General features: G+C 46.5%; 24 protein-coding genes. 3 read left to right on the top strand and 21 right to left on the bottom strand.

Annotated elements, in window-relative coordinates; translation table 11 throughout:
- The 12 genes from HY877_09005 to miaB all read right to left on the bottom strand — a co-directional run.
- A partial coding sequence (locus HY877_09005) for a lysine--tRNA ligase (protein MBI5300409.1) occupies positions 1 to 1,303 on the bottom strand: 1,303 nt, incomplete at its 3' end.
- 46 nt (positions 1,304 to 1,349) lie between these two features.
- The gene (locus tag HY877_09000) at positions 1,350 to 4,592 is read right to left on the bottom strand and encodes a hypothetical protein (GenBank protein ID MBI5300408.1); all 3,243 of its coding nucleotides are present in this window, start codon (positions 4,590 to 4,592) and stop codon (positions 1,350 to 1,352) included.
- A 78-nt stretch (positions 4,593 to 4,670) separates the two neighbouring features.
- Positions 4,671 to 5,282, bottom strand: coding sequence for a hypothetical protein (locus tag HY877_08995; GenBank protein MBI5300407.1), 612 nt, complete (start codon positions 5,280 to 5,282; stop codon positions 4,671 to 4,673).
- 26 nt (positions 5,283 to 5,308) lie between these two features.
- A complete protein-coding gene (locus tag HY877_08990; GenBank protein ID MBI5300406.1) occupies positions 5,309 to 6,271 on the bottom strand; it encodes a transposase in 963 nt (320 codons plus the stop codon).
- A 161-nt stretch (positions 6,272 to 6,432) separates the two neighbouring features.
- Positions 6,433 to 7,530, bottom strand: a complete 1,098-nt coding sequence (locus HY877_08985; GenBank protein ID MBI5300405.1) for a hypothetical protein — start codon at positions 7,528 to 7,530, stop codon at positions 6,433 to 6,435.
- A 197-nt stretch (positions 7,531 to 7,727) separates the two neighbouring features.
- Positions 7,728 to 8,147, bottom strand: a complete 420-nt coding sequence (locus HY877_08980; protein MBI5300404.1) for a DUF86 domain-containing protein — start codon at positions 8,145 to 8,147, stop codon at positions 7,728 to 7,730.
- A complete protein-coding gene (locus HY877_08975; GenBank protein ID MBI5300403.1) occupies positions 8,137 to 8,538 on the bottom strand; it encodes a nucleotidyltransferase domain-containing protein in 402 nt (133 codons plus the stop codon). The genes HY877_08980 and HY877_08975 overlap by 11 nt, the downstream gene beginning before the upstream one ends.
- A gap of 51 nt (positions 8,539 to 8,589) precedes the next feature.
- A complete protein-coding gene (gene folP, locus HY877_08970) occupies positions 8,590 to 9,360 on the bottom strand; it encodes a dihydropteroate synthase (GenBank protein MBI5300402.1) in 771 nt (256 codons plus the stop codon).
- 34 nt (positions 9,361 to 9,394) lie between these two features.
- Positions 9,395 to 11,323 carry an ATP-dependent metallopeptidase FtsH/Yme1/Tma family protein gene (locus HY877_08965; protein MBI5300401.1) on the bottom strand — a complete coding sequence of 643 codons (1,929 nt, stop codon included), beginning with the start codon at positions 11,321 to 11,323 and terminating at the stop codon, positions 9,395 to 9,397.
- Positions 11,320 to 12,417, bottom strand: coding sequence for a tRNA lysidine(34) synthetase TilS (gene tilS, locus HY877_08960; protein ID MBI5300400.1), 1,098 nt, complete (start codon positions 12,415 to 12,417; stop codon positions 11,320 to 11,322). Before tilS ends, HY877_08965 begins: the two co-directional genes overlap by 4 nt.
- A gap of 192 nt (positions 12,418 to 12,609) precedes the next feature.
- Positions 12,610 to 13,137, bottom strand: coding sequence for a bifunctional nuclease family protein (locus HY877_08955; GenBank protein MBI5300399.1), 528 nt, complete (start codon positions 13,135 to 13,137; stop codon positions 12,610 to 12,612).
- Complete coding sequence (gene miaB, locus HY877_08950) at positions 13,100 to 14,401, bottom strand: tRNA (N6-isopentenyl adenosine(37)-C2)-methylthiotransferase MiaB (protein MBI5300398.1); 1,302 nt, start codon at positions 14,399 to 14,401, stop codon at positions 13,100 to 13,102. The genes HY877_08955 and miaB overlap by 38 nt, the downstream gene beginning before the upstream one ends.
- Positions 14,402 to 14,475: 74 nt before the next feature.
- On the opposite strand from miaB, the gene HY877_08945 reads away from it, so the two are divergent.
- On the top strand, positions 14,476 to 16,416 hold the full coding sequence (locus HY877_08945) for an oligopeptide transporter, OPT family (GenBank protein ID MBI5300397.1): 1,941 nt from the start codon (positions 14,476 to 14,478) through the stop codon (positions 16,414 to 16,416).
- Between the two features lie 252 nt (positions 16,417 to 16,668).
- Here the strand turns inward: HY877_08945 and HY877_08940 are convergent, their stop codons facing one another.
- Positions 16,669 to 17,010: a hypothetical protein gene (locus HY877_08940; protein MBI5300396.1), complete on the bottom strand. Its 342-nt coding sequence runs from the start codon at positions 17,008 to 17,010 to the stop codon at positions 16,669 to 16,671.
- An 80-nt stretch (positions 17,011 to 17,090) separates the two neighbouring features.
- Positions 17,091 to 17,693, bottom strand: a complete 603-nt coding sequence (pgsA, locus tag HY877_08935) for a CDP-diacylglycerol--glycerol-3-phosphate 3-phosphatidyltransferase (protein MBI5300395.1) — start codon at positions 17,691 to 17,693, stop codon at positions 17,091 to 17,093.
- A 275-nt stretch (positions 17,694 to 17,968) separates the two neighbouring features.
- Here pgsA and nadB point away from each other — a divergent pair, with 275 nt between their 5' ends.
- Positions 17,969 to 19,585: an L-aspartate oxidase gene (gene nadB / locus HY877_08930; protein ID MBI5300394.1), complete on the top strand. Its 1,617-nt coding sequence runs from the start codon at positions 17,969 to 17,971 to the stop codon at positions 19,583 to 19,585.
- Here the strand turns inward: nadB and HY877_08925 are convergent.
- From HY877_08925 to HY877_08895, 7 genes are all read right to left on the bottom strand, one after another.
- A complete protein-coding gene (locus HY877_08925; protein ID MBI5300393.1) occupies positions 19,582 to 19,968 on the bottom strand; it encodes a HEPN domain-containing protein in 387 nt (128 codons plus the stop codon). The genes nadB and HY877_08925 overlap by 4 nt on opposite strands.
- Positions 19,952 to 20,560, bottom strand: coding sequence for a nucleotidyltransferase domain-containing protein (locus HY877_08920; GenBank protein ID MBI5300392.1), 609 nt, complete (start codon positions 20,558 to 20,560; stop codon positions 19,952 to 19,954). The genes HY877_08925 and HY877_08920 overlap by 17 nt, the downstream gene beginning before the upstream one ends.
- Before the next feature lie 63 nt (positions 20,561 to 20,623).
- Positions 20,624 to 21,550, bottom strand: a complete 927-nt coding sequence (locus HY877_08915) for a TonB family protein (GenBank protein ID MBI5300391.1) — start codon at positions 21,548 to 21,550, stop codon at positions 20,624 to 20,626.
- A gap of 9 nt (positions 21,551 to 21,559) precedes the next feature.
- On the bottom strand, positions 21,560 to 22,153 hold the full coding sequence (gene recO, locus HY877_08910; protein ID MBI5300390.1) for a DNA repair protein RecO: 594 nt from the start codon (positions 22,151 to 22,153) through the stop codon (positions 21,560 to 21,562).
- On the bottom strand, positions 22,150 to 22,515 hold the full coding sequence (locus tag HY877_08905; GenBank protein MBI5300389.1) for a helix-turn-helix domain-containing protein: 366 nt from the start codon (positions 22,513 to 22,515) through the stop codon (positions 22,150 to 22,152). Before HY877_08905 ends, recO begins: the two co-directional genes overlap by 4 nt.
- Before the next feature lie 16 nt (positions 22,516 to 22,531).
- Entirely contained in the window at positions 22,532 to 23,392 is an 861-nt protein-coding gene (mtnP, locus tag HY877_08900) for an S-methyl-5'-thioadenosine phosphorylase (GenBank protein MBI5300388.1), read from the bottom strand.
- Complete coding sequence (locus tag HY877_08895) at positions 23,332 to 23,595, bottom strand: hypothetical protein (protein MBI5300387.1); 264 nt, start codon at positions 23,593 to 23,595, stop codon at positions 23,332 to 23,334. The genes mtnP and HY877_08895 overlap by 61 nt, the downstream gene beginning before the upstream one ends.
- A 66-nt stretch (positions 23,596 to 23,661) precedes the next feature.
- On the opposite strand from HY877_08895, the gene HY877_08890 reads away from it, so the two are divergent.
- Positions 23,662 to 24,147, top strand: a complete 486-nt coding sequence (locus HY877_08890) for a hypothetical protein (GenBank protein ID MBI5300386.1) — start codon at positions 23,662 to 23,664, stop codon at positions 24,145 to 24,147.
- The last annotated feature ends 121 nt before the right edge of the window (positions 24,148 to 24,268 follow it).

Below are 24,268 nucleotides of genomic sequence, written 5' to 3'. Positions count from 1 at the left end.
GACCAATTTCCAGCGCCTGAATGTAATCGGCATCAAAATGCATCGCCTCTTCATTTCCTTTGTGCAAAATTTCCACCTGCGCACGGAAGCGTCCTGCCTGATCTTCCGGGTCATTGAGTTCATTAAAACCATTGGCAATTTCACGCCCGTAAATGAAAAGTTCAAAGCGGTCGGCGACATTCGGATTTGCGTCGTTGCGCCGCGCCAGAGGAGACACTTCAATTGGAAATTCTGTGATGAAGGTCGGTTGAATCAGTTTTTCTTCCACTTTTTCTTCAAACACATCAACCATTTTTTCCGGCGAAAGTTTGGAAGGATCAATCTGTGCAAATTTCTGCACCGCTTCTTTCATCGTAAAGCGGGCAAACGGCGCCTTAAAATGAAGCGTTTCTTCCTGATAAGCCACGTCTGTTTTCCCCAAGGTGCTCCGCGCCAACTGTTCAAAAAGTTCTTCGGTTAAGTGCATCAGGTCTTCAAAATTCGCGTAGGACTGATAAAATTCGAGCATCGTGAATTCGGGATTGTGTTGTGTGGAAATTCCCTCGTTTCTGAAATTACGGCCGATTTCAAAAACTCTTTCGAGTCCCCCCACCACGAGGCGTTTTAAATAAAGTTCCGGCGCCACGCGCAGAAAAAGTTGCATGTCGAGTTTGTTATGATGCGTGATAAACGGTTTGGCCGTGGCACCGCCCGGAATGGAGTGCATCATCGGAGTTTCCACTTCCAGAAAATCCCGTTTCACAAAAAAATCGCGGAGCACCTGCAACACTTTGGAGCGGATGATAAAAGCGTTGCGCACATCCGGGTTGACGATCAAATCGACGTATCTCTGACGATAACGGGATTCGACATCTTTGAGTCCGTGCCATTTTTCAGGCAGGGGGCGCACTGTTTTGGACGCAATTTTGAACAGAGTGGCCTTCAGGGTCAGCTCCTTGGTTTTAGTCCTGAAAAGAGTCCCTTTTGCCCAGACGAAATCTCCCATCTCCACTTTTTTGAAAATTTCAAAGTTCTCATCGCCAAGAGCCGGTTTTTCAACGTAAATTTGAAGCTGACCCGTGTAATCTTTTACTTTAAGAAAGGCCGCTTTTCCGAACGAACGGAGCAACAGCACCCGCCCGGCGATAGCGAATTCCTCTTTGAGCGCTTCCAACTCCGGACCCTCTTTTGTGCCATGGGCCTCAAGAATCTGCTTCGCTGTATGGGTGGGTTTTATATTTTGGGGATACGGAGAAACATTTTGCGCGCGCAACTCCTCAACTTTTTTTCGCCTCTGCTCTATATAAACATTTTCTTCCGCCATGAGGGGCCATTAGGTAACTTTTCATCCCCTTCTCGTCAAGGAGAAGTCACGTCGTCTGAAATATTTGGGTTAACTCAGGAAACTCGGTGACAAAGGATTTTGTGACAGAAGCGAGGCCTTCGCTGGGTTTGCCTTGAGCGTTTTTAAATTCTGTTTTGTAACTGAAATACAGCGTCAGGAATTTTTTGGACCGCTCATCCCGTCCCGCATCTTTTCGTCCGTCCCAATGGATTGAAAGATTTTCCTCGGCCCAGTCTATCAGGTTTTGCAGGCGTTCCTCTCTATCTGCGCCCATTGCGATGTAAATTTGGTCTTTCGCATCCAAGCCACCTCCAAGAAACATAGCAAGTAGAGATATTCCACCTGTTGCCAACGCACCTGTCGATGCCCTAGCACCAACAAGAAAAACCTTACCTCCCGTTAATATCCGCGACCCTGCAGTTGCAATTTTTGCTTCAGTCGCCAGACCGGCATCGCCGATTGCGAACATGCCTCTTTTGAGCAGTGCTCGTGCGGCTTCATCAAAGGCATGAACGGCTTTTTTTCCGTATCTCATTTCGAGGATTTTTTTCACAAAGACAAAGAAAGCATAGCCACCCGCTCCTTCACCTGCAATTCGAACTCCGAGCCTTCCATAAGGGTTTTCAATTCCGACACGGGATGAAGCTTCATCTGCAAGTCTGGCCAAAGGGTCAGCAACTTGTCTGGCAAGTAGCGCCGAAAGCGGTCCCACTATCGGAAAAGCGTAAAATGCGATGCCTGCACCACCCAGACCGGCGGCAGTGAATCCATCATCGCTCAACCAGCCCCTCATATTTAGAGCGGCGGCGACGTATGCGGTCCCCAGCAATCCCGTGATCTGCAATGCGCCCTCTGCAATCGCTACGCGCTGAACTTTTGCGCCACCGACTTTTCCATCGGGCTCACCAGAAGTGCCACCTTTTTTTGCGGCACTCGCACTTCCCGCGGAGGATGGAGGTTTTCCGGAAGGTGGACGAAGCGGGGCTTTGGTTTCAATAAATTCTCCAGCAACCTGCATTCTGGGTAATTTATAGTCCGCTTCAATAGCATCTAAACGGTTCGCCACATCAGGCGAACTAAGCATGTAGCGAAGGGCATTCAGTGCGGCAGATTTTAAACCCGGATATTGTGCAAGGAATTGATCAAAATTTCCAAGAGCAGAGCGAGCCCTGCCCGGATTGGAATTTTTTTTGCGGAACAACCCCTTTCGCGGGTTTTCAGCCAACACCAAAACAATGTCCGCCCGAATTCCAGCCCTTACGCTTTGCACCATGGCCGATATTGCAGTTGCATAATCGCCTGAAGTCGCGGCCGCCATGGCTTCTGTTGCAAACTGGCCCATGGCTTGATTGAACATTTTGCCTTCATAAAATGTTTGCCCTGTAGTGGCGGGAGTTTCCGGCGGGGCTTGACGGATGGGTAATATTGGCGTCACCGGCGATGCTTGAGGAACAGGTTTGACGGGTGGAGGTTGTACTGGAATCTCTTGGAACCATCCCCTAACGCGATTTACCACTAATTGAGCCATGGCAAGTGATGCATGATCCGGATTTGTGTGGCTAAAGGCATCAATCGCTTTTTGCGCCGGATCCAAGACTGCTCTCTTTACACTGTTTGGATCGGTGGTCTGAGTCTGCACCAAATCAAATGCCTGTCGAAAAAATTTTGTGGCGTTACCCATATCCCTCATGAAGAGATAAACCTGAGCCGTTTCAGCCAAGGCCGAAATCTGTGGACGATAAAATTTAAAATATCCGTATAGCGAAGCGGCTTTCGCCATTGCCGCTATTGCGAAACGAGGATTACCGGCGGCAAAAGCTTTTCTTCCCAACTTCAGAACAGCATCCGCTCTTTGTGCGCGTGCCGTCTGTAGTTCCTGTGGTAAAGTTCGATCAGGGAACAAACGATTGACGACATCAAGAAAGATATCAAGGTTGATCGTAATAGAGGATGGCAAGTTATTTTCGGCGGCAACATTGGCTATTGTCTGTGATGTGCGTGCCTCAATCGCCAAGTCCTGTCTTCCAACATCAGTCCAAAAGTTGCCTACCTCTGCATAGGCATCTGCGGCTCTTCTAAAAAAATCGCGCGCAGAAGGATCATGGTTGGCCAATCTTCTGGTGCCTTCGCTCATGGCGGCATCGCCCTTTGCAGAAGAACGAGTGTGATCTGAAACTCTTAAAGGGGTTTCTTCCTGTTGAATATTGGCTTGAAGAGCACGCAACTTCGCTTGAGCTGTTCTGGCCTCGGCAACGGCTGGTTGGTCCCCGACCGATTTGTCTCCAACTACCCTTATAATATCCTCTTGTGCCGCACAGGCCGCGTTAATTGTATCGCTTGCCTGTGGCTGGCGCTTATCCACCTGAAATCTCGCAAGTCTTGAAAGAATCTCGGCGGCAAACTGCGGGAAGCCGCGCATTAACAAATCAGCGGCAATACCTCTTAATCGACCATTAATGATGACTGGTGTATCGGTTGGAGTCCAACGACCACTTTCCGGATTAGGCAAAGTCAAACGTGCTTGTTCCAGTTGCGACAAGAGTATTCTTGCGGCATTGGGATCTCCGGCGCGACCCCACGGACCGCCAGTCCTCGTGCGATCACGAAAGCCAATCAAACTGATAATCACAACTCTGGCTTCCGCATCGTAACCGTTTGCGAAAAGTCTTGCCGCCTGATCAACGAGTATGGCGTCCATAACGCCAATGGCACCGGTAACATGTGCAGATCCCAGCGCCCGTTGATACGCACTGTCGGCAACATTTTTCATTCCCAAGGACATTAAAACTTTTGCAAGTCTCCACCACGCTCTGACTTGTCGGGGGAGTTGGGGAGGAGGAAAAATGGTATTGACGCGTACACTGAATTGTCTGAGGGCGTTGTCTATCTCACCTAGTCTCGCAGTTGCCACAGCCTCCAGCTCCGCAGAGGCAATGGCGTTGCCTTGAATTCTCAGTGTCACTTCCTCGTTCGGATTTTGAAGTAGCGCCTGTTGCAAAGTTCCAATGGACGCATTCGCAAGATTGGATGCTTGCTGGAATTCTCCCCTTTGAAACGCGGCGACGGCATTGTTTTGAAAAGTATGAGACGTTTCTTCAAGTTGGGGAATCGAAGGTTGGATGGGTGACCAATAAGCACCCGATGTCGCACCATCAGCAAAAAAATCCACAACCGGAGCGGGAGGCGACGGGGGGACTGCTCCATCACCTTCTGCAGTGGATCTCACTGGACCTGCACCTGCATCCCGTGGAGCATCAATTTCAGCCATTTGTTATTCCTTAGTTTTTATATTTTTAATATTCCACCGATATTATCGTCATCCCGCAAAAAAAAGTTGCTTAAAAAATTACCGGGTTTGAACACCAATTCCGGGGGATTGGGGAAGTGTCATGGAGGGACCTGTATATTGAAGGCCTCCACTCAAAGGATCTCCTTCAATGAGCATGGGCGTATCTAAATCAAACCAGACAACATCGCCCCCTATTGCCAAGGCAAAATGGAGACTGGCGCTCATTCCCAAACGCGATTCCACCATCCCCCCGATCATCAATTTCAATCCGTGTTCATGGGCAAAATCGGCAATGCGCATGGCTTCGAGTAAACCACCGTGTTTCATCAGTTTAAGATTGATACCGCCTACGGATTTGGCATCCAAAACAGTTTGGGCATCTCTTAAGGAATAAACCGATTCGTCGGCAAAAACCATCGTCCCATATTTGTTCGCCTCTTCTCTCACGCGTCTCAAACCTTCAATATCATCGCGCCTCACAGGTTGTTCGAAAATAATGGGAACAATGTCCATGACCGCCAATCTTCGAATCAAGGGACTGGTGGAAAACGATCTCTGAATTAAAAATAGATTAAAAAGTTTGGAGATAGTTTTTCGCAAGGGATTATTTTTTTGTTTTTTCTTTTTTGTTGCCCTTTTTTCTCCTCCCCTCGTTGAAAAATAGGGCATTTTTCACATCCAGACATACGAATCCATCAGGAAGTGAATTGAAGGGGAGGCGCTTCTATCTTAATCAGCCGCTTAAAATTAAAAACAAGTGCCTCTAAAAATGCCTCCAATTGATTTTTTGCCACCCCAGAATACCACGTTCGCTTCCTCATTCTGGCAAAGGTTCCTTCATAGGGCATGCGCACCTTCGTCAGCCATCGATCCTTGTCCCGATCTTTCTCTTTCATGTTGTTTTTCAGTATCACACCAGAATGGCATCCCCGCCTCTTGATCTCATCCCGTGAATACTTTGGCGAAAATACCTTGTCCCCAAAAACAGCCCCCTGCCTCGGACAAATATGTTTTAACCCCTTATGGTCCGGTACATTCGCAGGAGTAACGGCCACCTTGTTGATCAGACCATTTGTCATGTCCACTGAAATATTCTTCTTGTGCCCAAACCAAAATTTATCTTTCCCTTTGCAACCAAATCGCGCCTCTTTGTCTCGCGCATATTTCTCTGCCACCGCATTATTGAATTTCTCCTCTCCCGCTTTTATCGCCTTGTCCCTCTCATCCCATGTCGACATCTTGCTGATTAGCTTTGTCGCATCCACAAACGTAAAAACCTCTCGGATCATCCCGTTGCGTATCAACGCCTCCCGTACCCGATTAAATAATTCTGCCAGACGTTTCGTCCCTATTCGCTGTCGTAAATCCACAAAATAGGTGTGCTCGGGTGTTTGCTCTCTCAAATTAAATCCACAAAATAATTTGCCTGACAAATTCTCCTCCAAAAATCGCTGGGCTTCCCGATTGCTTAAATCTTCCATATATTGAAGCAACAAGGCCTTGAATCCACTTTCAACGGGGTAACCGCCTCTCCCCATTTTGGAATAACACTTCCGTAATTCTTTCGTCAGCTCCCTAAAATCAACAAGCTCCAGTATCTTACGGTAAGGGTGGTTTGCGGAAACGAGTTCGTTGATGTCGGTTTCTAAAAAAGTCATGGTTTTTCCCTCCTGTTTGAGTGACATGATGGAGGGGAAAATAGCACAGTGTGGAGCCTTTTCAAAATAGAGGGCGCCGGCAAACATATATTAAACAACGGCCAGAAGAAATTTATTTTATGCTTTATTGCCAAACAAAATGAAATCTCCCAGTCATAACTTCAACTCATACCAAACCATTTCCCACCACTCCCATTAACACTTCTTCTTGCCGCAGGCGTGTTGGGAAAAGAATGAACGACAACTCTTGTTGATACCTCCTGTGTCATTCGTTGGACCATTTTATTAAAAAGGGCCGTCCCATTCCTCATAATCGCAAATTCATAATCACCAGAGTAAGCATAACCCGGCGTTGCGGCCAAAAAGGTTAAAAATATCAGCATGGGCATTTCGTGTTCCAGACTTATAACAACTTCTTCATTATTATTGGGCAGGCCATAATTTGTAAATTGGGATATGTGCGTTCCTTCTGGCGTAGAAGTCAGCTTGAAGAATACAGCGCCTCGCTGAAAATCTTTATCGGTAATTTTCTCTCCTGTTCCCCTCATTTTTTCAAAGTCGGGACGACGTTCAAATTTCCATGCCTCTTTTAAGCCATCTATTAATCCGTCAAGTTTTATGTCCGTTAATTTATGCGGATCATAACCATTCTTTGCTATACCCACAGCATAACTAGAACTCACGAAAGTATAGAATCTGGCAGAAGAGACAGGAAACCCTCGTCTTATTCTTCTCCAAATAGTATCCAATTCTGGAATTTTATAAATAGCTGGCCATTTTATAACCTGACGATCGATGACACCTAATAGGCGCTCATACAGAGGATCGCCCCTTTCAAGAGGTTTTGCACCGGGTTCCATCTGACGCTCAAGGATTTGTCGGGCAAAAGTTGCATCGTCGATGGGTAGTTTTCTTCCAGAAGACGCCTGCATCCCCACTTCCGGTTTTCTTTGAAGTCCTCCCAAAGTAAGGACGGCACGATCTTCAACACGAAGGTTATCACGGAGAAAAGAAAAATCAGGATGTTCGGCAAAGCGACGGACACGGAATGAAAGTTGTTTGCGGGCGTTTTCATAAGCCATACTTGAAATGCCATCTGCAATCCGTTTCAACAATTGGTACTGCGCCGCTCCATCGCGAGCGACAACGGCTTTTGTATATTGATCCACCAGAGAAAAATAGGTGTCGGTAGTTACACCGGAGGTCGCAAGGGCGGCTCCAATTTGGGCCAGCGCGGACGGCGTTTCTTCTCCCCACACACCGGTTGAAATGGCGGAATAAAACGCATCGAAACTCGCTAACTGTTCACCAGTGAATACTCAGGGTAAGGTTGTAGACATGACAATTGTTATTTCCAACCGATGTATCGGCACCATTCAAAAAAAGTTGCAAAAAAAATTTATGCGGTTTGCAGGCGAGTAAAGGGGCATTCTTTCGCCCCAAAAAACGATAGGATTTACTGACGCAGGAATTTCAATATTTCCTTCGAGAAAAAATCAAAATCTCCAAGATGGTTTTTATAAATACCGTACACAATTTCCATATCCACTCTTTCATAAAGATGAACGATGAGATTGCGAAAACCAACCATTTTTTGGAGTATCTTTTCACATTTCAAAGACAAGATTCCTTTTTCATGCAAAACAGCGAAGGCATCTTTGGCGTCGTCTGGAATGCGCAACGACTCATCGGCAATAATGTGTTTTGCAACATCCACACATATTTCGACCATTTCCTGAAGCATTTTTTCCACAGCCTTCTGCATGTACGTTTTTTTTCTGAAATCCTTCAAACTGGAAATATCATAGCCCTCTATTTCTTTCTTTTTGTTTTGAAGAAGGGTCAGTTTGCGTTGCACAAGAGATTTATCTGTCATCGGATTGAACCCCCAAACGTTTTTCCAAACGTTCCAGAAAAAAACGGTGAAACAAAAGGACATCAAAATAACGGGTGAGGGTTTTGACAATAAAATCCCGCGCTCTGGATTTTTTCCCAAACAAAAGCTTTCCGTATTTTATAACTTGATGAGCCAGAAAAGGACTGGCCCTGTTTAGAAGAACAGCATCCACCGGCTTTTTAAATTTCTTCGTCAGCAAATCGGCAATCCCTGATTGGATATCCAATCTTCGTTCCACAGAAGGGATTTTTTTCAGAAGGAGGGCGATATCAACATCCTTTGCCTTTCTCAGACTTTTTTTAACGCTGGAGCCGTATTGAAAAGCAAGCTCGATTTCAGGATAACTTGCAAAAACAGAACGAAATTTCATGGTCCCATGGTACCCATTTTCAATGGGAAAACAATGTCAAAAAAAATCAGACTAAAGTTGGGCAAAGAGGGAGAGGAACTGTTTTGTTTCTGCCACGTCGTGCACGCGGACGATTTGCGCGCCCTTTTGAACCGCCGCGGCAAGGGTGGCGAGACTTCCCGGAAGGCGGTCTTCAACGGTGGCACCGGTCAGGGCACCGATAAAAGATTTGCGAGAGGTGCCGATTAAAATGGGACAGCCGAGGTCCTGAAATTGATCCAGATTTTTCAACAACGCCAAATTATCTTCAACACTCTTTCCAAAACCAATACCCGGATCCAGAACGATTTTTTCTTTTTCAATGCCCGCTTCCAAACAAGCCGTCATGCGCTGGCGCAAAAAAACTTTGACCTCTTCCACCACATTTTTATAGTGGGGATTTTTCTGCATGGTTTCCGGTGTTCCTTGCATGTGCATCAAACAAATCCGGACTTTGGACCGTGAAACCAAAGGGAGCATTTCGGAATCAAACTGTCCCGCACTGATATCGTTAACGAGTGTTGCGCCAAAATCGATGGCCGCGGCCGCAACAAAAGATTTGGTGGTGTCAATGGAGATGGGGCATTGAGTGGCTTGCCTCAACTTATGCAGAATCGGAATGATTCTTTTCTTTTCTTCTTCAACAGAAAGAGGTTTGGCACCCGGCTTTGTGGATTCACCGCCGATATCGATAATATCTGCTCCATCGGCGATCATCTTCAAGGCATGCTCTACCGCCTTTTCCGTTGTGTTGAATTTTCCGCCGTCAAAAAAGGAATCGGGAGTCACATTCAAAACTCCCATGATGCTGATTTTATTTTCCATTATTCATTCTTCCTCAAGAGATGACGGGTTTCATCACCGGGGAAATTTTTGCTTTACCCGATTTTGCCTTGGTAGTCGCTACCGCCGGAGCTGTGGGCTCGCTGGGGGGAAGAATTGACTTCGTTATGGGAGGAAGTTTATCTCCCGCAATCACACAGTCAATCTGCTCACCGTTAAGCGTTTCATGTTCCAGCAACGCTTCCGCCAAAGCGTTGAGTTCTTTCAGGTGCTTTTTCAAAATGGCTTCCGCCTGATTGTAACCCGTTGTCACGAGCCTTCTGATTTCCCCATCAATCTGTTTTGCCGTTTCTTCACTGTAATCCTGATGATGACCAAATTCTTTTCCAAGAAAAACCATCTCTTCTTTTTTACCAAAAGCCAGAGGTCCCAGCACTTCGCTCATCCCCCACTCACAAACCATTTTGCGGGCCAACTCGGTTGCTCTTTCGATATCGTTTCCCGCTCCGGTTGTAGGTTGTTCAAAAACAAGTTTCTCTGCCGCGCGCCCACCCATTAAAATAGCCAGACTGCTTTCACAGAATTTTCTGTTTTGCGTGTAGCGATCATCAATCGGGAGCTGCTGTGTCAAACCAAGCGCCGCACCGCGAGGAATAATGGTGACTTTGTGAATGGGATCTGCGCCCGGAATTTTTTTGGCCACCAATGTGTGTCCCGCTTCATGAAACGCCGTGTTTCGTTTCTCTTCTTCATTGATAATCATGCTCTTTCTTTCGGACCCCATCATCACCTTGTCTTTTGCCAATTCAAAATCAATCATTTCAATCGCTTCCTTATTATAGCGGGAAGCGATCAACGCGGCTTCGTTCACCACACTTTCCAGATCGGCCCCGCTGAAACCCGGGGTCCCTCTGGCGATGGTTGCCAATTCAACATCCGCGGCAACTTTGGTTTTGCGGGCGTGGACTTTCAAAATTTCTTCGCGCCCTTTCACATCGGGACGCGGCACCATCACACGACGGTCAAAACGACCCGGCCTTAACAGAGCCGGATCAAGCACATCAGGGCGGTTGGTCGCCGCCATGATGATGACTCCTTCATTCGATTCAAAACCATCCATCTCGACGAGTAACTGATTCAACGTTTGTTCGCGTTCATCATGTCCACCGCCGAGACCCGCGCCACGATGACGTCCCACCGCATCAATTTCATCGATAAAAACGATGCACGGTGCATTCTTTTTTCCCTGTTCGAAAAGATCTCGTACACGCGCGGCTCCGACGCCGACAAACATTTCAACAAAATCGGAACCGGAGATACTGAAGAAAGGAACGCCGGCTTCTCCGGCCACGGCGCGGGCAAGCAATGTTTTTCCGGTACCGGGCGAACCCATGAGTAAAACACCTTTTGGAATACGTCCCCCGAGTCGCGTAAATTTTTTCGGATCTTTTAAAAAGGCGATAATTTCTTCAAGTTCTTCTTTTGCCTCTTCCACCCCGGCCACATCTTTGAAGGTCATTCGTTTTTGATTTTCATTTAACAGGCGTGCTTTACTGCGTCCGAAAGAAAGCGCCCTGCCGCCCCCCACCTGAATTTGGCGCATCGAAAAGAAAAAGAAAGCGAAGAGGAGAATCATGGGGAGCCAAGAGATCAGCAGTTGCGGCCAGAAGACTTCTTCACGGCGCTGGTAATTGACCTTGGCACCGGAATCCATCAACTCCTTTATAAGAGGAGAATCGGTCGTCATGGGGCCGGTCGTTTTGAAAAAAGCGCCCTTATTGATATCGGGTTTGTATTGGCCGGTGTAATTATCTTCTTTAATGGTGACTTCGGCCACCTGTTTGGCCTGAATGGAGGCCATAAAATCGCTGAAAGAAATTTCCTGCACGGTGGCCATAAAATTTTGATTTCTAAAATGGAATACGGCAATGGCCAGAAGAACCAGCAAAAACCAAAGTGCTAATGTTTTATGTCTTTGTTTCATTTGTTTGACCTCAAGTTAACACAGCTTTTTGAAAGTAGCAACGAATCGCCCTGCCGCACAAATCTTAATTCTGCCGGCAGATGGTAATAACCTTCCGGTTTTTCACCAAGCGCAATCTGTTCACAACGAACCAAATGATCTCTTTTTAAATCCTTCAAAACTATTACAGGGGCTCGCGTCGCCCCCTCCAACGGCAAAGCCGTCGGAGCCTCCCCCTCTCGTTCGCTTCGCTCACTAGTTGCGAACATTTTCACGGCTTGATGAAGCACTTCCAGACGAAGCGGTCTTGGAAGAGTTGCCCACCGAGGACGCGGCATCCAGAAAGCATCTTCTTCTTTTCTGGAAAATTCCTTGAGCCAATCTGTGGCCGTAATTGTCAAAAAATCAGCGACTTCGCGCAGGTCATCCCCCAATTGGACAATTTTGTCAAAGGCTTTAGGTCTTAATTTTTCAAGCACCGGCAACAAGTCATGACGTAACTGATTGCGCCAATATTCTTTGGAAAGATTGGAAGAGTCTTCCAGATAGGAAACTTTATTTTCCGCGGCATATTTTTTAATTTCTTCTTTGCTGAAAGTAAGCAAAGGACGAATCAACATTAAATTTTGATCTTTGATTTTTGAATTTTGCATTTTTCTCACCGTCTGCATCCCCGCCAGCCCCTTCAAACTGGAACCCCTCAGTAAATGCCCCAAGATGGTCTCCACTTGATCTTCCTTGTGATGGGCCACGGCAACACGGTTGACACCTGTCTCCAAAGCCATTTCAGAAAAATAATGATAACGGAAATCCCGGGCCGCATTTTGAAGATTGTCTTTTTGCGTCTCAAAAAGTTTTGGGTTCGAAAAAAAACAGCGCAAATAGTTACGGAGACAAAAATCGCGCACCAATTTTTCCTGATCATCCGACTCTTCCCCGCGAAGACCGTAGTTGACGTGTGCCACACTGAGCGCAAAATCAATGTCCTGTTGCAACTCAAGTAAAAGGGAAAGAAGGACCATCGAGTCAACACCGCCGGAGACACCAACCAATACCGAATCACCGGCGGAAATAAAACTCTCCCTCAAAACAGCGGCGCGAAAAGATTTGTACATGGAGCACATCTCGTAAATAGTTTATTGAAGGTTGTCATGCTGAGTCCTTCGCTTTGTCATTCTGAGCGAAGCGAAGAATCCTCAAGTAGATCCTTCACGGAGTTTACCCTGAGCACAAGCAGATTCTTCGCTTCGCTCAGAATGACAATGATTGCGAAGGGTTCAGGATGACATCCATTTGACCCACTGTATTCACATTTTATATTTCCCGAAATCTTCGGGGGTAAGGTTTTCCAGAATTTCGGCCCATTTTTGCTGTTTGGCGCCTTCTGAACCCGCACCTTCTTTGGAGAGATCAATCTTGCGAGATTTGTCGATGACCGCCTTTTCCACAAAAATGGGGGATTTGGTTCGGAGCGCCAGTGCAATGGCATCGGAGGGACGCGCATCCATCGTGAAGGATTTCTCTTTTGTCTTGAAAAAAATCTGGGCGTAAAAAGTATTGTCCGAAATATCACTGATTAAAACTTTTTCGACAATCACCTCTACCTGTTCCAGAATACCTTTCAAAAGATCATGCGTCATCGGACGCGAAAGCTGAATTTTTTCGAGTTCGGTGGCAATCGCGGAGGCCTCAATCAAACCGATCCAGATTGGCAGGGCATATTTTTCCGCCGCATCTTTTAAAATCACAATCGGCATGCTCGTGAAGGGGTCAATGGTCAGCCCCGTGACCTGCATTTCAATCAGTGTTTTTTTGTCCGGCGTTTTCTTGTCCATTTTCAATCACCCTTCCTTTCAAAGAATTCGGATTCGCTTCGGTTATCTTCACTTCAACTATAGCCCCAAGCAGATTCCCCTGACCAGAAAAATTTACTATTTTGTGGCAGGAAGTTCTGCCCATCCAAAACCCTTTTTCACAACGATCTGACCCTTCCACCAATACCGTCTGTGTTGTGCCAACAAAAGGTTGATGGCGGGCATAAGTGATTTGGGATTGAAGAGTCAACAGCAGATCCAAGCGCCTCTCTTTAATTTCCCGCAAAACATCATCGGCAAGAGCAAACGCCTCGGTATCTGGACGCGGGGAATATTTAAAAGCATAAATGTTGTCAAACTGGATTTCTTTTATAAAATCAATCGTTTGTGAAAACTCTTCATCGGATTCTTGAGCAAACCCGACGATCATATCGGAGGTGATTCCAATACCGGGCCGAACACATCTCAGCCTCTCCACTTTGCTCCGAAATGTTTTGGTGTTGTAGGCTCTACGCATTCTTTTCAAAACAGAATCGGATCCCGATTGAAGAGGCAGATGAATGTGCGCGCACAATTTGGAATTGGTGGCATATTCCTCGATCAAATCTTCCTTCACATCTTTGGGATGAGGAGAGGTGTAACGAATTCTTTCGATGTCGGTATCCTCCGCAAGGGTGCGAAGTAATTTCGCAAAACCGGGATAGGAATTCACATTTTGACCGAGCAGAATGACTTCGCGACACCCTTTCTCCACAAGAAACTGAACTTCACGCACAATTTCGCGCGCGGGTCTGTAAACCTCTGTGCCACGCACTTTTGGGACGATGCAATAACTGCAACGACTGTTACACCCCTTCATGATGGTGACAAAAGCGCTCGGCCCATGAAGTTTGGTTGCCTGAATCGACTCTAGAAAATGATAATCGTCCGCACGATTGATCAACTCCGTTGCGAGGGCCGGTTTTTTTGTTTTTCGCACCAGATCGAGCAAATCCGGAAGTTTATAAATTTGGTCGGGACCAAAAACGAGATCAATCCACGGAAAGCGGTGCAATAATTTGGCCCCCTCTTCCTGCGCCACACACCCGCAAACGCCGATGATGCGCGGATCCTGATTTTTTAGAGAAAGAGTTTTGCCAATTTCGGAGAACGCCTTTTGGTGGGCTTTTTCGCGAACGGTGCAGGTGTTAAAAAGAATCAAATCCGCTTTTTCCAACACTTCCACGGGGAAATAACCCAGAGGAGCCAAAAGACCCGCGATCTTTTTCGAGTCATGCTCATTCATCTGGCACCCAAAGGTTTTAATAAAGTATGATTTCGGTAATTGACTCATAAGTACTAATTTGTTAACTCCTCTGCATGCCTGCGATAGCAACGTTTCCCAGCGAATCCCGTTTCAAACCTTATGTGCCCGCTGTCCAATCAACTCGCGAACTAACTTTTAGAGCTGTTTTTTTAGGCGTTCTTTTTGGAATCCTTTTCGGAGCTTCCACGGTTTATCTGGGTCTGAAAGTGGGACTCACCGTTGCCGCCTCCATCCCCATTTCCGTCCTGTCGATTGCCATCTTTAAACGTTTTGGTCAATCGACTATTTTGGAAAACAATATTGTGCAAACGGTCGGTTCTGCCGGTGAATCCATCGCTGGAGGGGTTACCTTCACGCTCCCCGCCCTGATTTTTCTTGGATACCAATTTGATTACTTCCTCATTCTCACCCTAACACTGATCGGCGGCGTTCTCGGAGTTTTATTTATGATTCCTTTGCGCCGACATTTGATTGTGCAAGAGCACGGCAAGCTCCCCTACCCCGAAGGAACCGCCTGCGCCGATGTGTTGATCGCCGGTGAAAAAGGCGGAAAGTTGGCGAGTCTCGTTTTTTCGGGTCTGGGTTTTTCCTCTTTTTACAAATTATTGATGAATATTTTCGGCCTCTGGAAAGACAGTCCTGCTTTTACTTTGAACTGGTTGCGTGGTGCCATTGTCAGTGCGGAAATCACGCCGGAACTTTTGGGTGTGGGTTACATCATCGGCCCTCGTATTGCGGGCTACACCGCGGCCGGCGGTGTTTTGGCGTGGCTCGTGTTGATGCCGATGATCCGTTTCTTTGGTCAATTCGATTTTATCCCGATGGCCCCCGCCACCAAGATCATCAGCGAGATGAGCATGATGGAAATTTGGTCGAATTATATTCGCTATATCGGCGGCGGTACGGTTGTTTATGGTGGCATTGTCACGCTTGTTAAAACACTCCCAACCATCTGGAAAACTTTTTTCAAGGAAGTGCAGGGTCTTAAAACTTCCGAAAAAGTGCAACCGCTCAAGACACTCCGTACCGATCGTGATCTTCCAACAAAAGTTACGTTGATTGGAGTCATGCTCATGGTTTTTATTATTTCGTTTCTCCCTTTTCTGCCGGGCTCGAAATGGTCTCATATGGCCGCTTCGCTGGCCGTTGTTATTTTCGGATTTTTCTTTTGCACCGTTTCTTCACGCATCACTGGTTTGATTGGCACCTCTTCCAATCCGGTTTCGGGAATGACCATCACCACACTGATGCTGACCTGCCTTGTTTTTGTTTTACTGGGATGGAATGGAAAAGAATACGCCGTGGTGGCTTTGAGTATCGGCGCCATTGTTTGCATTATCGCGGCCAACGGCGGTAACACATCGCAAGATTTGAAAACCGGTTACATCGTCGGAGCCACTCCTTATAAACAACAGCTGGCGTTGCTGGTCGGAGTGATCGCCTCTTCTATTGTTGTAGGCATCACGTTGATTGGCATGCACAAAGCGGGGCTCGCCACGGGAGGCGGTATTGGTTCGGAAGCGCTTCCCGCGCCCAAAGGACAGTTGATGGCTATTATAATAGATGGAGTTTTAAACCAGAGCCTGCCGTGGGATCTCGTTCTGTTTGGCGTTTTCATCGGCGTTTTTGTCCAACTTTGCAGTGTTGAAGTTCTCCCGTTTGCTGTCGGAGTTTATCTCCCTTTTTCTATCTCCCTTCCGATACTGATTGGCGGATTGGTTCACGCGCTCGTCAAAAAACGGACTCACAGAAATGAAGAAAGCGAAACAAGTCCCGGCGTTCTCTACAGTTCCGGCCTCATCGCGGGCGGCGCCATCATGGGCATTGTCTATGCCTTCCTTCGGGGTTTCGGACCGAATCTATTCAACGCATTAAATGTGGGAGCAAAATGGCATTTGGGTGAAGCACAGGGAATCTGGGGAGATGTCATCGCCACACTGATGTTCGCCTTCATGAGCTGGACCCTCTTCCAAACCGCCCGCAAAAAATCTTAAAGGCATCTTCCTTCATTTGTCATTCCGGCGAAGGCCGGAATCCAGACGTGTTTGAAATTACGGGAGTGGTGGAAAATGCTGAAATTTTCAAATTGTCATTCTGAGCGAAGCGAAGAATCCAATATTATCAAGTAGATCCTTCATTGCGTTCAGGATGACAATCATGAAAAACGCATTTTCCACCACTCCCATTACTGGATTCCCACCTTCGCGGGAATGATAAACCATGAGTGTTTATAGGTGACTTGAAAATTAGAAACCTTTTTCGATTTTTAGGTCTTCTAGGATTTTGTTTAACTCTTCGTCGGTTGTGTTCGGATCAAAAACGATGATGGGTTCATCTTCCAGACCAAATTGGGACTCCACTTTTTCGTCAAAATCTTTGGAGCGGATGTCTTTTTTGATTTGCTCCATGTACCGGTCCGGGTAGCGTTTCAAAATCGACTCGACATAGCGGTTAAGACTCTTGGTCGCTTTGCCTCTTTTTTCGGTCTGTACCTTTTTCCAGTTTTTTAAATAGTGAAGACGGCAAAACCCTTGTGTGCTCTGGGCGTTATGGCAATCCTTTTCTTTGCAGATTTTAATCTTGGTCATAATTTGAAACTAAAGATATTTATCAGGAAAGTCAAGTCGGCTCCGACAATGTCGGCTCCGACAGTGTCGGCCTCGAAAATTCACTGTTTTAGTTTCTTCAATGCACGCACAAAGCCCACGGTGTATTCTACGCCGGAGCCGAGCGACAAAGCGAGTGCTGGCCAGATGAACACCCATGCAATCATTCTGAAATTAATTCCAAAGAGTGGGTAGTGAATCAGCAGTCCCACGGTGGCAGTGCTGACGAGGGCTGATTTGTATTTGCCCCAATGACTGGCGGCAATCATCACGCCTTCATCAATTGCCACACCCCGCAGGGCGGTTACGATCACTTCGCGCGACAAAAAAATGCAAACGATCCACGCGGGGATGCGCCCCAACTGCACCATAAAAATCATCGCCACCAAAAAAAGAAGTTTGTCGGCCAAGGGATCAAAAAATTGACCGAAAGTGGAGATGAGTTTGTATTTTCTGGCGTAATATCCGTCGACCATATCGGAAACCATCGCGAGGATAAAAATAATAGCGGCGGCATTACTCAGTTTTACGTTCAGGAGAATTTTTGCGGGGTTGTGATCATCCATAAATATCATGATCACCATTAATATGGGGACGGCGACAAAACGCCCCATCGTGATGTAATTGGGAAGATTAAAAAATCGCTGGCTTAAAGTAAGTCGCATATTTCTTGGAGCATATCTCACAAATAAATCGTTCAGAAACCTGTCATTCTGAGCCCTTCGCTTTGTCATTCTGAGCGAAGCGAAGAATCTGCTCGGGCTCAGGGTAAACTCCGCGAAGAATCCAATTTGTTATCAAGCAGATCCTTCACGGAGTTTACCCTGAGCAAAGCGAATGTGTTCAGGATGACAATATGAAATATGCTCTGATTGAATACATAAAATAGGATAAAATTAAAAGAGACAAAATTTTAAGCTTTGTGTTAGAGGCACGAGCCATGATTCAAACTGATTTTTTGGTGTTAGGTAGCGGATTGGCGGGACTCTACTATGCGCTCAAAGTTGCGCCACACGGCTCCGTGACGATCATCACAAAAGGGAAGATTGGCGAAGCCACCACGGCGCGCGCTCAAGGCGGCATTGCCGCCGTTCTCGATCCGAAAGATTCTTTTGAAAATCATATTCATGACACACTTCAGGCAGGAGCCGGGCTCTGTCATGAAAATGTGGTTCGTCATGTGGTGCAAAATGCGCCGGTGCAAATTAAGGAGTTGATTCGCATCGGTGTTGCCTTCACAAAAAATCCGACGGGTCATGTGGCGCAAACGCGGGAAGGGGGACACAGTTTCCCGCGCGTGGTTTACGCCGCCGACGCCACGGGTTTCGAAATTGAAAAAGCATTGGTCAAAGCTTGCAGAGACCATCCCAACATCCGGATTTTTGAACATCACATGGGAGTGGACCTCATCACCAACCGCCATCTCCCCTCTTCCCAAAAAAATAAATCGAATCAGTGTTACGGGGCCTATGTGCTCAACACCGAGACGAATGAAATCAAAACGTTTCAGTCCAAGATCACATTGCTCGCAACTGGTGGCGCTGGAAAAGTTTATCTTTATACCACCAATCCCGACACCGCCTCCGGAGATGGAATGGCTTTGGCTTGGAGAGCCTCTTGCACGTTGGCCAACATGGAATTTGTGCAGTTTCACCCGACCTGTCTTTATCATCCTCAGGCGAAAAATTTTCTGATTTCAGAAGCCCTGCGCGGCGAAGGGGGCGTGTTGAAATTATTGAACGGCGAACCCTTCATGAAAAAATATGATCCGCGCGGAGAACTTGCCACGCGCGACATTGTCGCCCGAGCCATCGATCATGAATTGAAAAAACGCGGTGATCCTCATGTGTGGCTTGATATTTCGCACAAACCTGCCGGTTTTATCCGCGAGAGATTCCCCACAATTTATCAAACCTGTCTTAAGTTTGGCATCGACATCACAAAGCAACCCATTCCGGTTGTGCCGGCGGCCCACTATTTTTGCGGCGGTGTGGTCACCGATCTTCAAGGTCAAACAACTCTCTCACGGCTTTACGCCTGCGGAGAAGTGGCCCACACGGGACTGCACGGCGCGAATCGCCTCGCAAGCAATTCTCTTTTGGAAGCGGCATCGTTTGCCGCCAGCGCGGCTAGCGCCGCCGCATCGGCTACAGATGCAATTCAAAAAATAAAAGAGAAAAGACTCACCGAGGAAATCCAACCGTGGGATTCAAAACAGGCGACCGATATTGATGAAGAAGTGGTGATCACACAAAATTGGGAAGAGATTCGCACACTGATGTGGAATTATGTGGGCATCGTCCGCTCCAACAAGCGTCTGGAAAGGGCCGACAAACGGATCAAACTTTTGTTGGAGGAGATCAACGAATATTATTGGAATTTCAAGTTGAGCAAAAATCTTCTGGAGCTCCGCAATTTAAGTTTGGTAGCCAGCCTGATTATTCAATCCGCCCTGCAAAGAAAAGAAAGCCGCGGCCTTCATTATAATACCGACTACCCCAAACCAGATGCGGTTTGGAAGAAAGATACGGTGTTGATTCCTGAAATAAAAAATTAAACGAGATGAGCTTCTATCGTCTCAACAATTGCGGTGGCCCATTCAAAAGCATCTCCGGCATCTTCTTTGTCAGGAAGACCTTCAGGCAATGAACCCGCAATGGCATCGGGGTATCGCAGGGGAACGTAAAATTCGGAGAGTCTTTTCAAGGAAACACGATGCTCCTCCAGCCAGTCCACATCCATCAGCCGAAGCAATGTCATCAGGCCATGCGTTTTGGGATAATCCTTTCCCTGAAAAACAAGATAACCTTTCATTGATTTTTCGACCGCCTGTTGCGACAGGAAACAAACGTGGGCAAAAAAACCATCCCGCAGGCCGCCTTTTGCAAAAGCCAAATCCTGATTTGCAAAATAAAACCAGTTTTCATGCGGCTTTTTCATAAATTATTTTTCCCTTTTTCAGAATTTCCTGCCGGAAAAACCGCTTTTGTTTTGACACCTCGTCAAACTCATCCGGGGTATAGACAAAAAAATCAATGTCAACATCGTAGCGCAGTAGTTCCGTCAACTGCCGTACTCTTTTGAAATAAGGCAGTGTTGTTTTCTTGATGATGACAAGGTCAATATCCGAGTGGGGACCGATGGCCCCGCTTGCGACGGACCCAAATAAAATGACTTTGTCGGGATCATAAAATTTCTTGAGATCTTCCAAAACCCTTTTCAGATTTTCTTCGAGCCTTTTGCGCTGGGCAATATCCGGTAGCAAAACGAATTCCTTGGCACCCCTTTCACGCATTTTCGCGACAATCCTCTGCAACGCCTCCGCAAAAGGATAAGCTTCATTCCACTGGTAATAGGTGCGCCCCCCTTCCGGCGCACTTTTCAAAAGCCCGCCTTTGCAAAGAAACCGAAGCTCTAAACCAACGGCATGGGGCGATTCATCAATCGCCAACGCAACCTGACGGGGATAGAATGAATGATTATTGTTTAGAGCAAACAGCCCAACAATTTTACGGCGAACAACAGATTTCACTAATAAATCCAACATGTTCATAGTATATAAAAAATTTATATAAAAATCAAATTATTTTATATGCTACAGATACACCGTAAAGGTCCAGCTCATGCGGATGACGCCTTCGGCGTCTAGAAGTTTTTGGGGGGGAGTTGAGAAGGGAGCGGAGGCGCGGATGGTGCGCAGGGTTTCTTGGTCGTATTCACTGATGCCTGAGCTTTTGAAAACGAAAAGTTCTGCCAAATTTCCTTTCGCATCGAGCGTCACACCCAAAACCGTTTCGACGGAACCGCGTGTAATTTGATTATTGGTAAAGGCCGCGCGCAAAGCGCCGATCGGATCAAAGGTCGTTTTGAAAACCCGTTTCAACAACACGAAATATTGGATGTCGGGATAGCGAAGCACATTCAGATAAGTGCGACTTCCTTTTTTGTAATCGGGATAGAAATCATCGGGCAAAGCAGACGACGGACTTCCACTCGCCATTGTTTTGGGCGCGCTCTTTTGCGGTGCGGGAGTTGTAAAAGATTCTTTGTCAAATTTGTATAAATCTTTCAGAGGCGGTTCTTGGGTCTTTGTTCTTGGTTCTTGGTTCTTGGTTCTTGGTTTTTCGTTCTTTGTTCTTTGTTCTTCGTTCTTCGTTTTTGATTTTTGATTTTTGATTTTTGATTTTTGTTCCATGGTCCGTTGTCCATGGTCCATTGTCCTGTCCCTCCCCTGCTTTGCCGCGACTTGTTCTTCGGGAACAGCGCTGTCATACATTCCCAAAAATTGACTTTTGTCGGGACGTTTTTCCTCCGCCGGTTTGTCGATATCCGCAATTTGGTATTTCTGCTGTTTTAAATCGACCCAAATCGGGGCTTCTTTTCCCGGAGTGGGAAGAGTCACAGACTCGGGAATTTTCTCAAATAAAAGAAGGAGCAAAAGATGGACCAGCAGAGAAACGACAATATAGGGCCGAATCTTTTTATAAATCGTTTCTTCTTGGTCAAAGGGTTCCAGTGGCATAGGTTTTTTCTACAACAAAACGGCCTCTGCTAGCAACTTTCTTGAGGAAAGGGGTTTATCCAACAGATGTTGCCAGTAATGGTCGAAAACGTCCTGAAGTTGGGAGGAGTTCTCCCTGTTTTCCCAAACGCGACCGCACAGCGCGCAACAATCCAACTCGCTCCCCCACCCCGAAAGATGAAGCCATTCTTTTTGAAAGGAAAAGAGAAGCTCCACGGCGGAAGCCACCTCCAAACGGGAAAGAAAATCTTCAAGCAGAAGAAATTTTTTTGACGATTCCTGATGTTCCGGAGAAAGTTTATAAACAAGCTCCAACGCATAACTAGCCACCGCAATCGCTTCCCACGATGAGCGCCATTTCGGGTTGAAAGTAATAAAGGAAGCTTCCTTCAAGAGAGCCAAATCCCTGTTTGGTTTTTCTTCGTAGGCAATCTGGATGTGAGATCCCATTTCCAAACCAGCACCGAACCGTTTTTTGGAACGCCTCGCCCCCTTTGCAAATCCTTTCCATTTGCCTCTTTGCGGTGTGAATAGAGAGACAATCAGATCCGATTCCCCGTATTTATGATTTTTTAAAATAATGGCTTTGTCTTGCTTGGTCACGATGACAGATAGGCTATTACAACAACGATCACCAATAACAGTATAAAAAAGGCCCACGGTTTTAATTGAAGACCACCCGTGTGCAACCAGCGAAAGCGTTCTTTTTTTCGGTGGGGACTGTCCAAAACGGTTTCAAGATAATCCTCAAAATGCAAAATGGCCTCTTCATCATCAAGCCCAATCGCTTTTGCGTAGGAACGGATGAACCCTTTGGCGAAAACAAATCCCGGAAGCGAATTAAAATCGTCGGCTTCAATTGCCATAAGGCACTTCATGCTGATTTTGGTGGCTTGAGAAATTTCCTCAAGACCAATTTTGCGCATCTCCCGCTGACGTTTTAGATAAGACCCTATACTTTCCATTTTGTTACGTACTCGCTTAGATATATTTTTCGATGATCGGAGCGAGGCGTTTTTTCACCTCGGGCCCGATCTTTCTGGGATCACTGATAATGGCGTATTTCAGCACATCGCCACAGCCGCATTTTTTCTTCTGAACCATATTTTTCACCGTTTCACGAATTATTTTTTTGGCCGTCACCACATTTTTGTTCATGGTCTCCAAAACCATCGAGGCATCCACCGCTTCTTCTGATTCATGCCAGCAGTCATAATCGGTCGACAGCGCCAAAGTGGTATAACAAATTTCAGCCTCTCTGGCCAACTTTGCTTCTTGCAAATTGGTCATGCCAATCACATCCACATCCCAAGAGCGGTAGAGTTTGGATTCAGCACGGGAACTGAACATCGGCCCTTCAATGCAAATATAGGTTCCGCCTTTGTGGATCTTGGCTTTGATTCCCTTTGACGACTCATAAACGAGATTGAAAAGAGACGGGCAAACCGGATCGGCAAAACTGACATGCGCTACAATTCCCTTTTCAAAAAAAGTGGAAGGACGGTCGCGCGTTCTGTCAATAAATTGGTCGACCAAAACAATATCCCCCGGCGCAATTTTTTCTTTCATCGAACCGACCGCGCTCACGGAAAGAATATTTTGCACGCCTAAAACTTTCATGGCGTAAATGTTGGCGCGGAAATTGATTTCGGAAGGATTAAAAAGATGACCGCGACCGTGGCGAGGTAAAAAAGCAACATTTTGTCCTTCGAGTTCCCCAATAATAACGGCGTCGGAAGGTTTTCCAAAAGGAGTATCAATCCATTTTTCTTCCAGTTTTTTCAAACCGTCCATCTCGTAAAGCCCGCTTCCGCCGATGACACCGATCCTGACCTCTGACATAAAAATCCTCCTGTGGAAGGACTATGGACCACGGACCATAGACCAACTGCTTTCTTGGTTTTAGTCCATAGTCCATAGTCCATAGTCCATAGTCCATGGTCCATGGTCCATGGTCCATGGTCCATGGTCCATAGTCTTAAATTTGGATTGCTGACTAACATCAAATCTGAACCGTTGCAATCATACGATATATCCTTGCTCATAGGACGCAATTTTGATAGCCGTCGCCCAATAATAAACTGGGGGATAAACCCTCAAGGAGGAGAAATATGAAGAAAATAGTATTATTGGTTGTAGCCGCCGTCCTCGTGTCGAGCGGTTTCGCAATGGCAGAAGAAGCAAAGACAGCACCGGCGCCAACGGTGAAAGCCATACCCACCCCTCAGCCGGAAACAACCACCAACACAACGGTGACGGAACAACAGGTGAAGGGGAAAAAAGCGGGAATTGATGCAACAACGGTTACCGAAGAACAAAAAGTGAAGACCGCAAATAAGGCGGGAGATGTTGGAACAGCGTCTGCCAGCCAGACTACCGTATTTTTCACAGTCACCGGCACTTCCCCAACAGCAACCAACGCCGAATACATGAAACTTGCCGAGCATCTTAAAAAATCGAAAGGCGTTTTTTCAGCCAACTGTACTTACAGTGTCAAAGAATGTAACGCTGTAATCGATCCAACCGTGACCAATGCCGACCAGATTTTAAGCTGGGCCAAAAAAGGCCAGTTCGCACTCGAAATGAAAAAGAAATAAGACCCGGTTTTTTTAAGAGTTCAATAAATGCCTGCAAAGCTCTGTGTTTTGCAGGCATTTTTTTACCTCTCCCAAATTGACTTCAATGAGGAATTTAGTTATGGAGCCCAAATGCTTGGGG

This window comes from Deltaproteobacteria bacterium (assembly GCA_016213065.1).
In the GTDB taxonomy this organism is placed as follows: domain Bacteria; phylum UBA10199; class UBA10199; order SPLOWO2-01-44-7; family SPLOWO2-01-44-7; genus JACRBV01.
The sequence above is the reverse complement of the archived record's forward strand: the minus strand, read 5'-3'. Positions and strand labels throughout refer to the sequence as shown.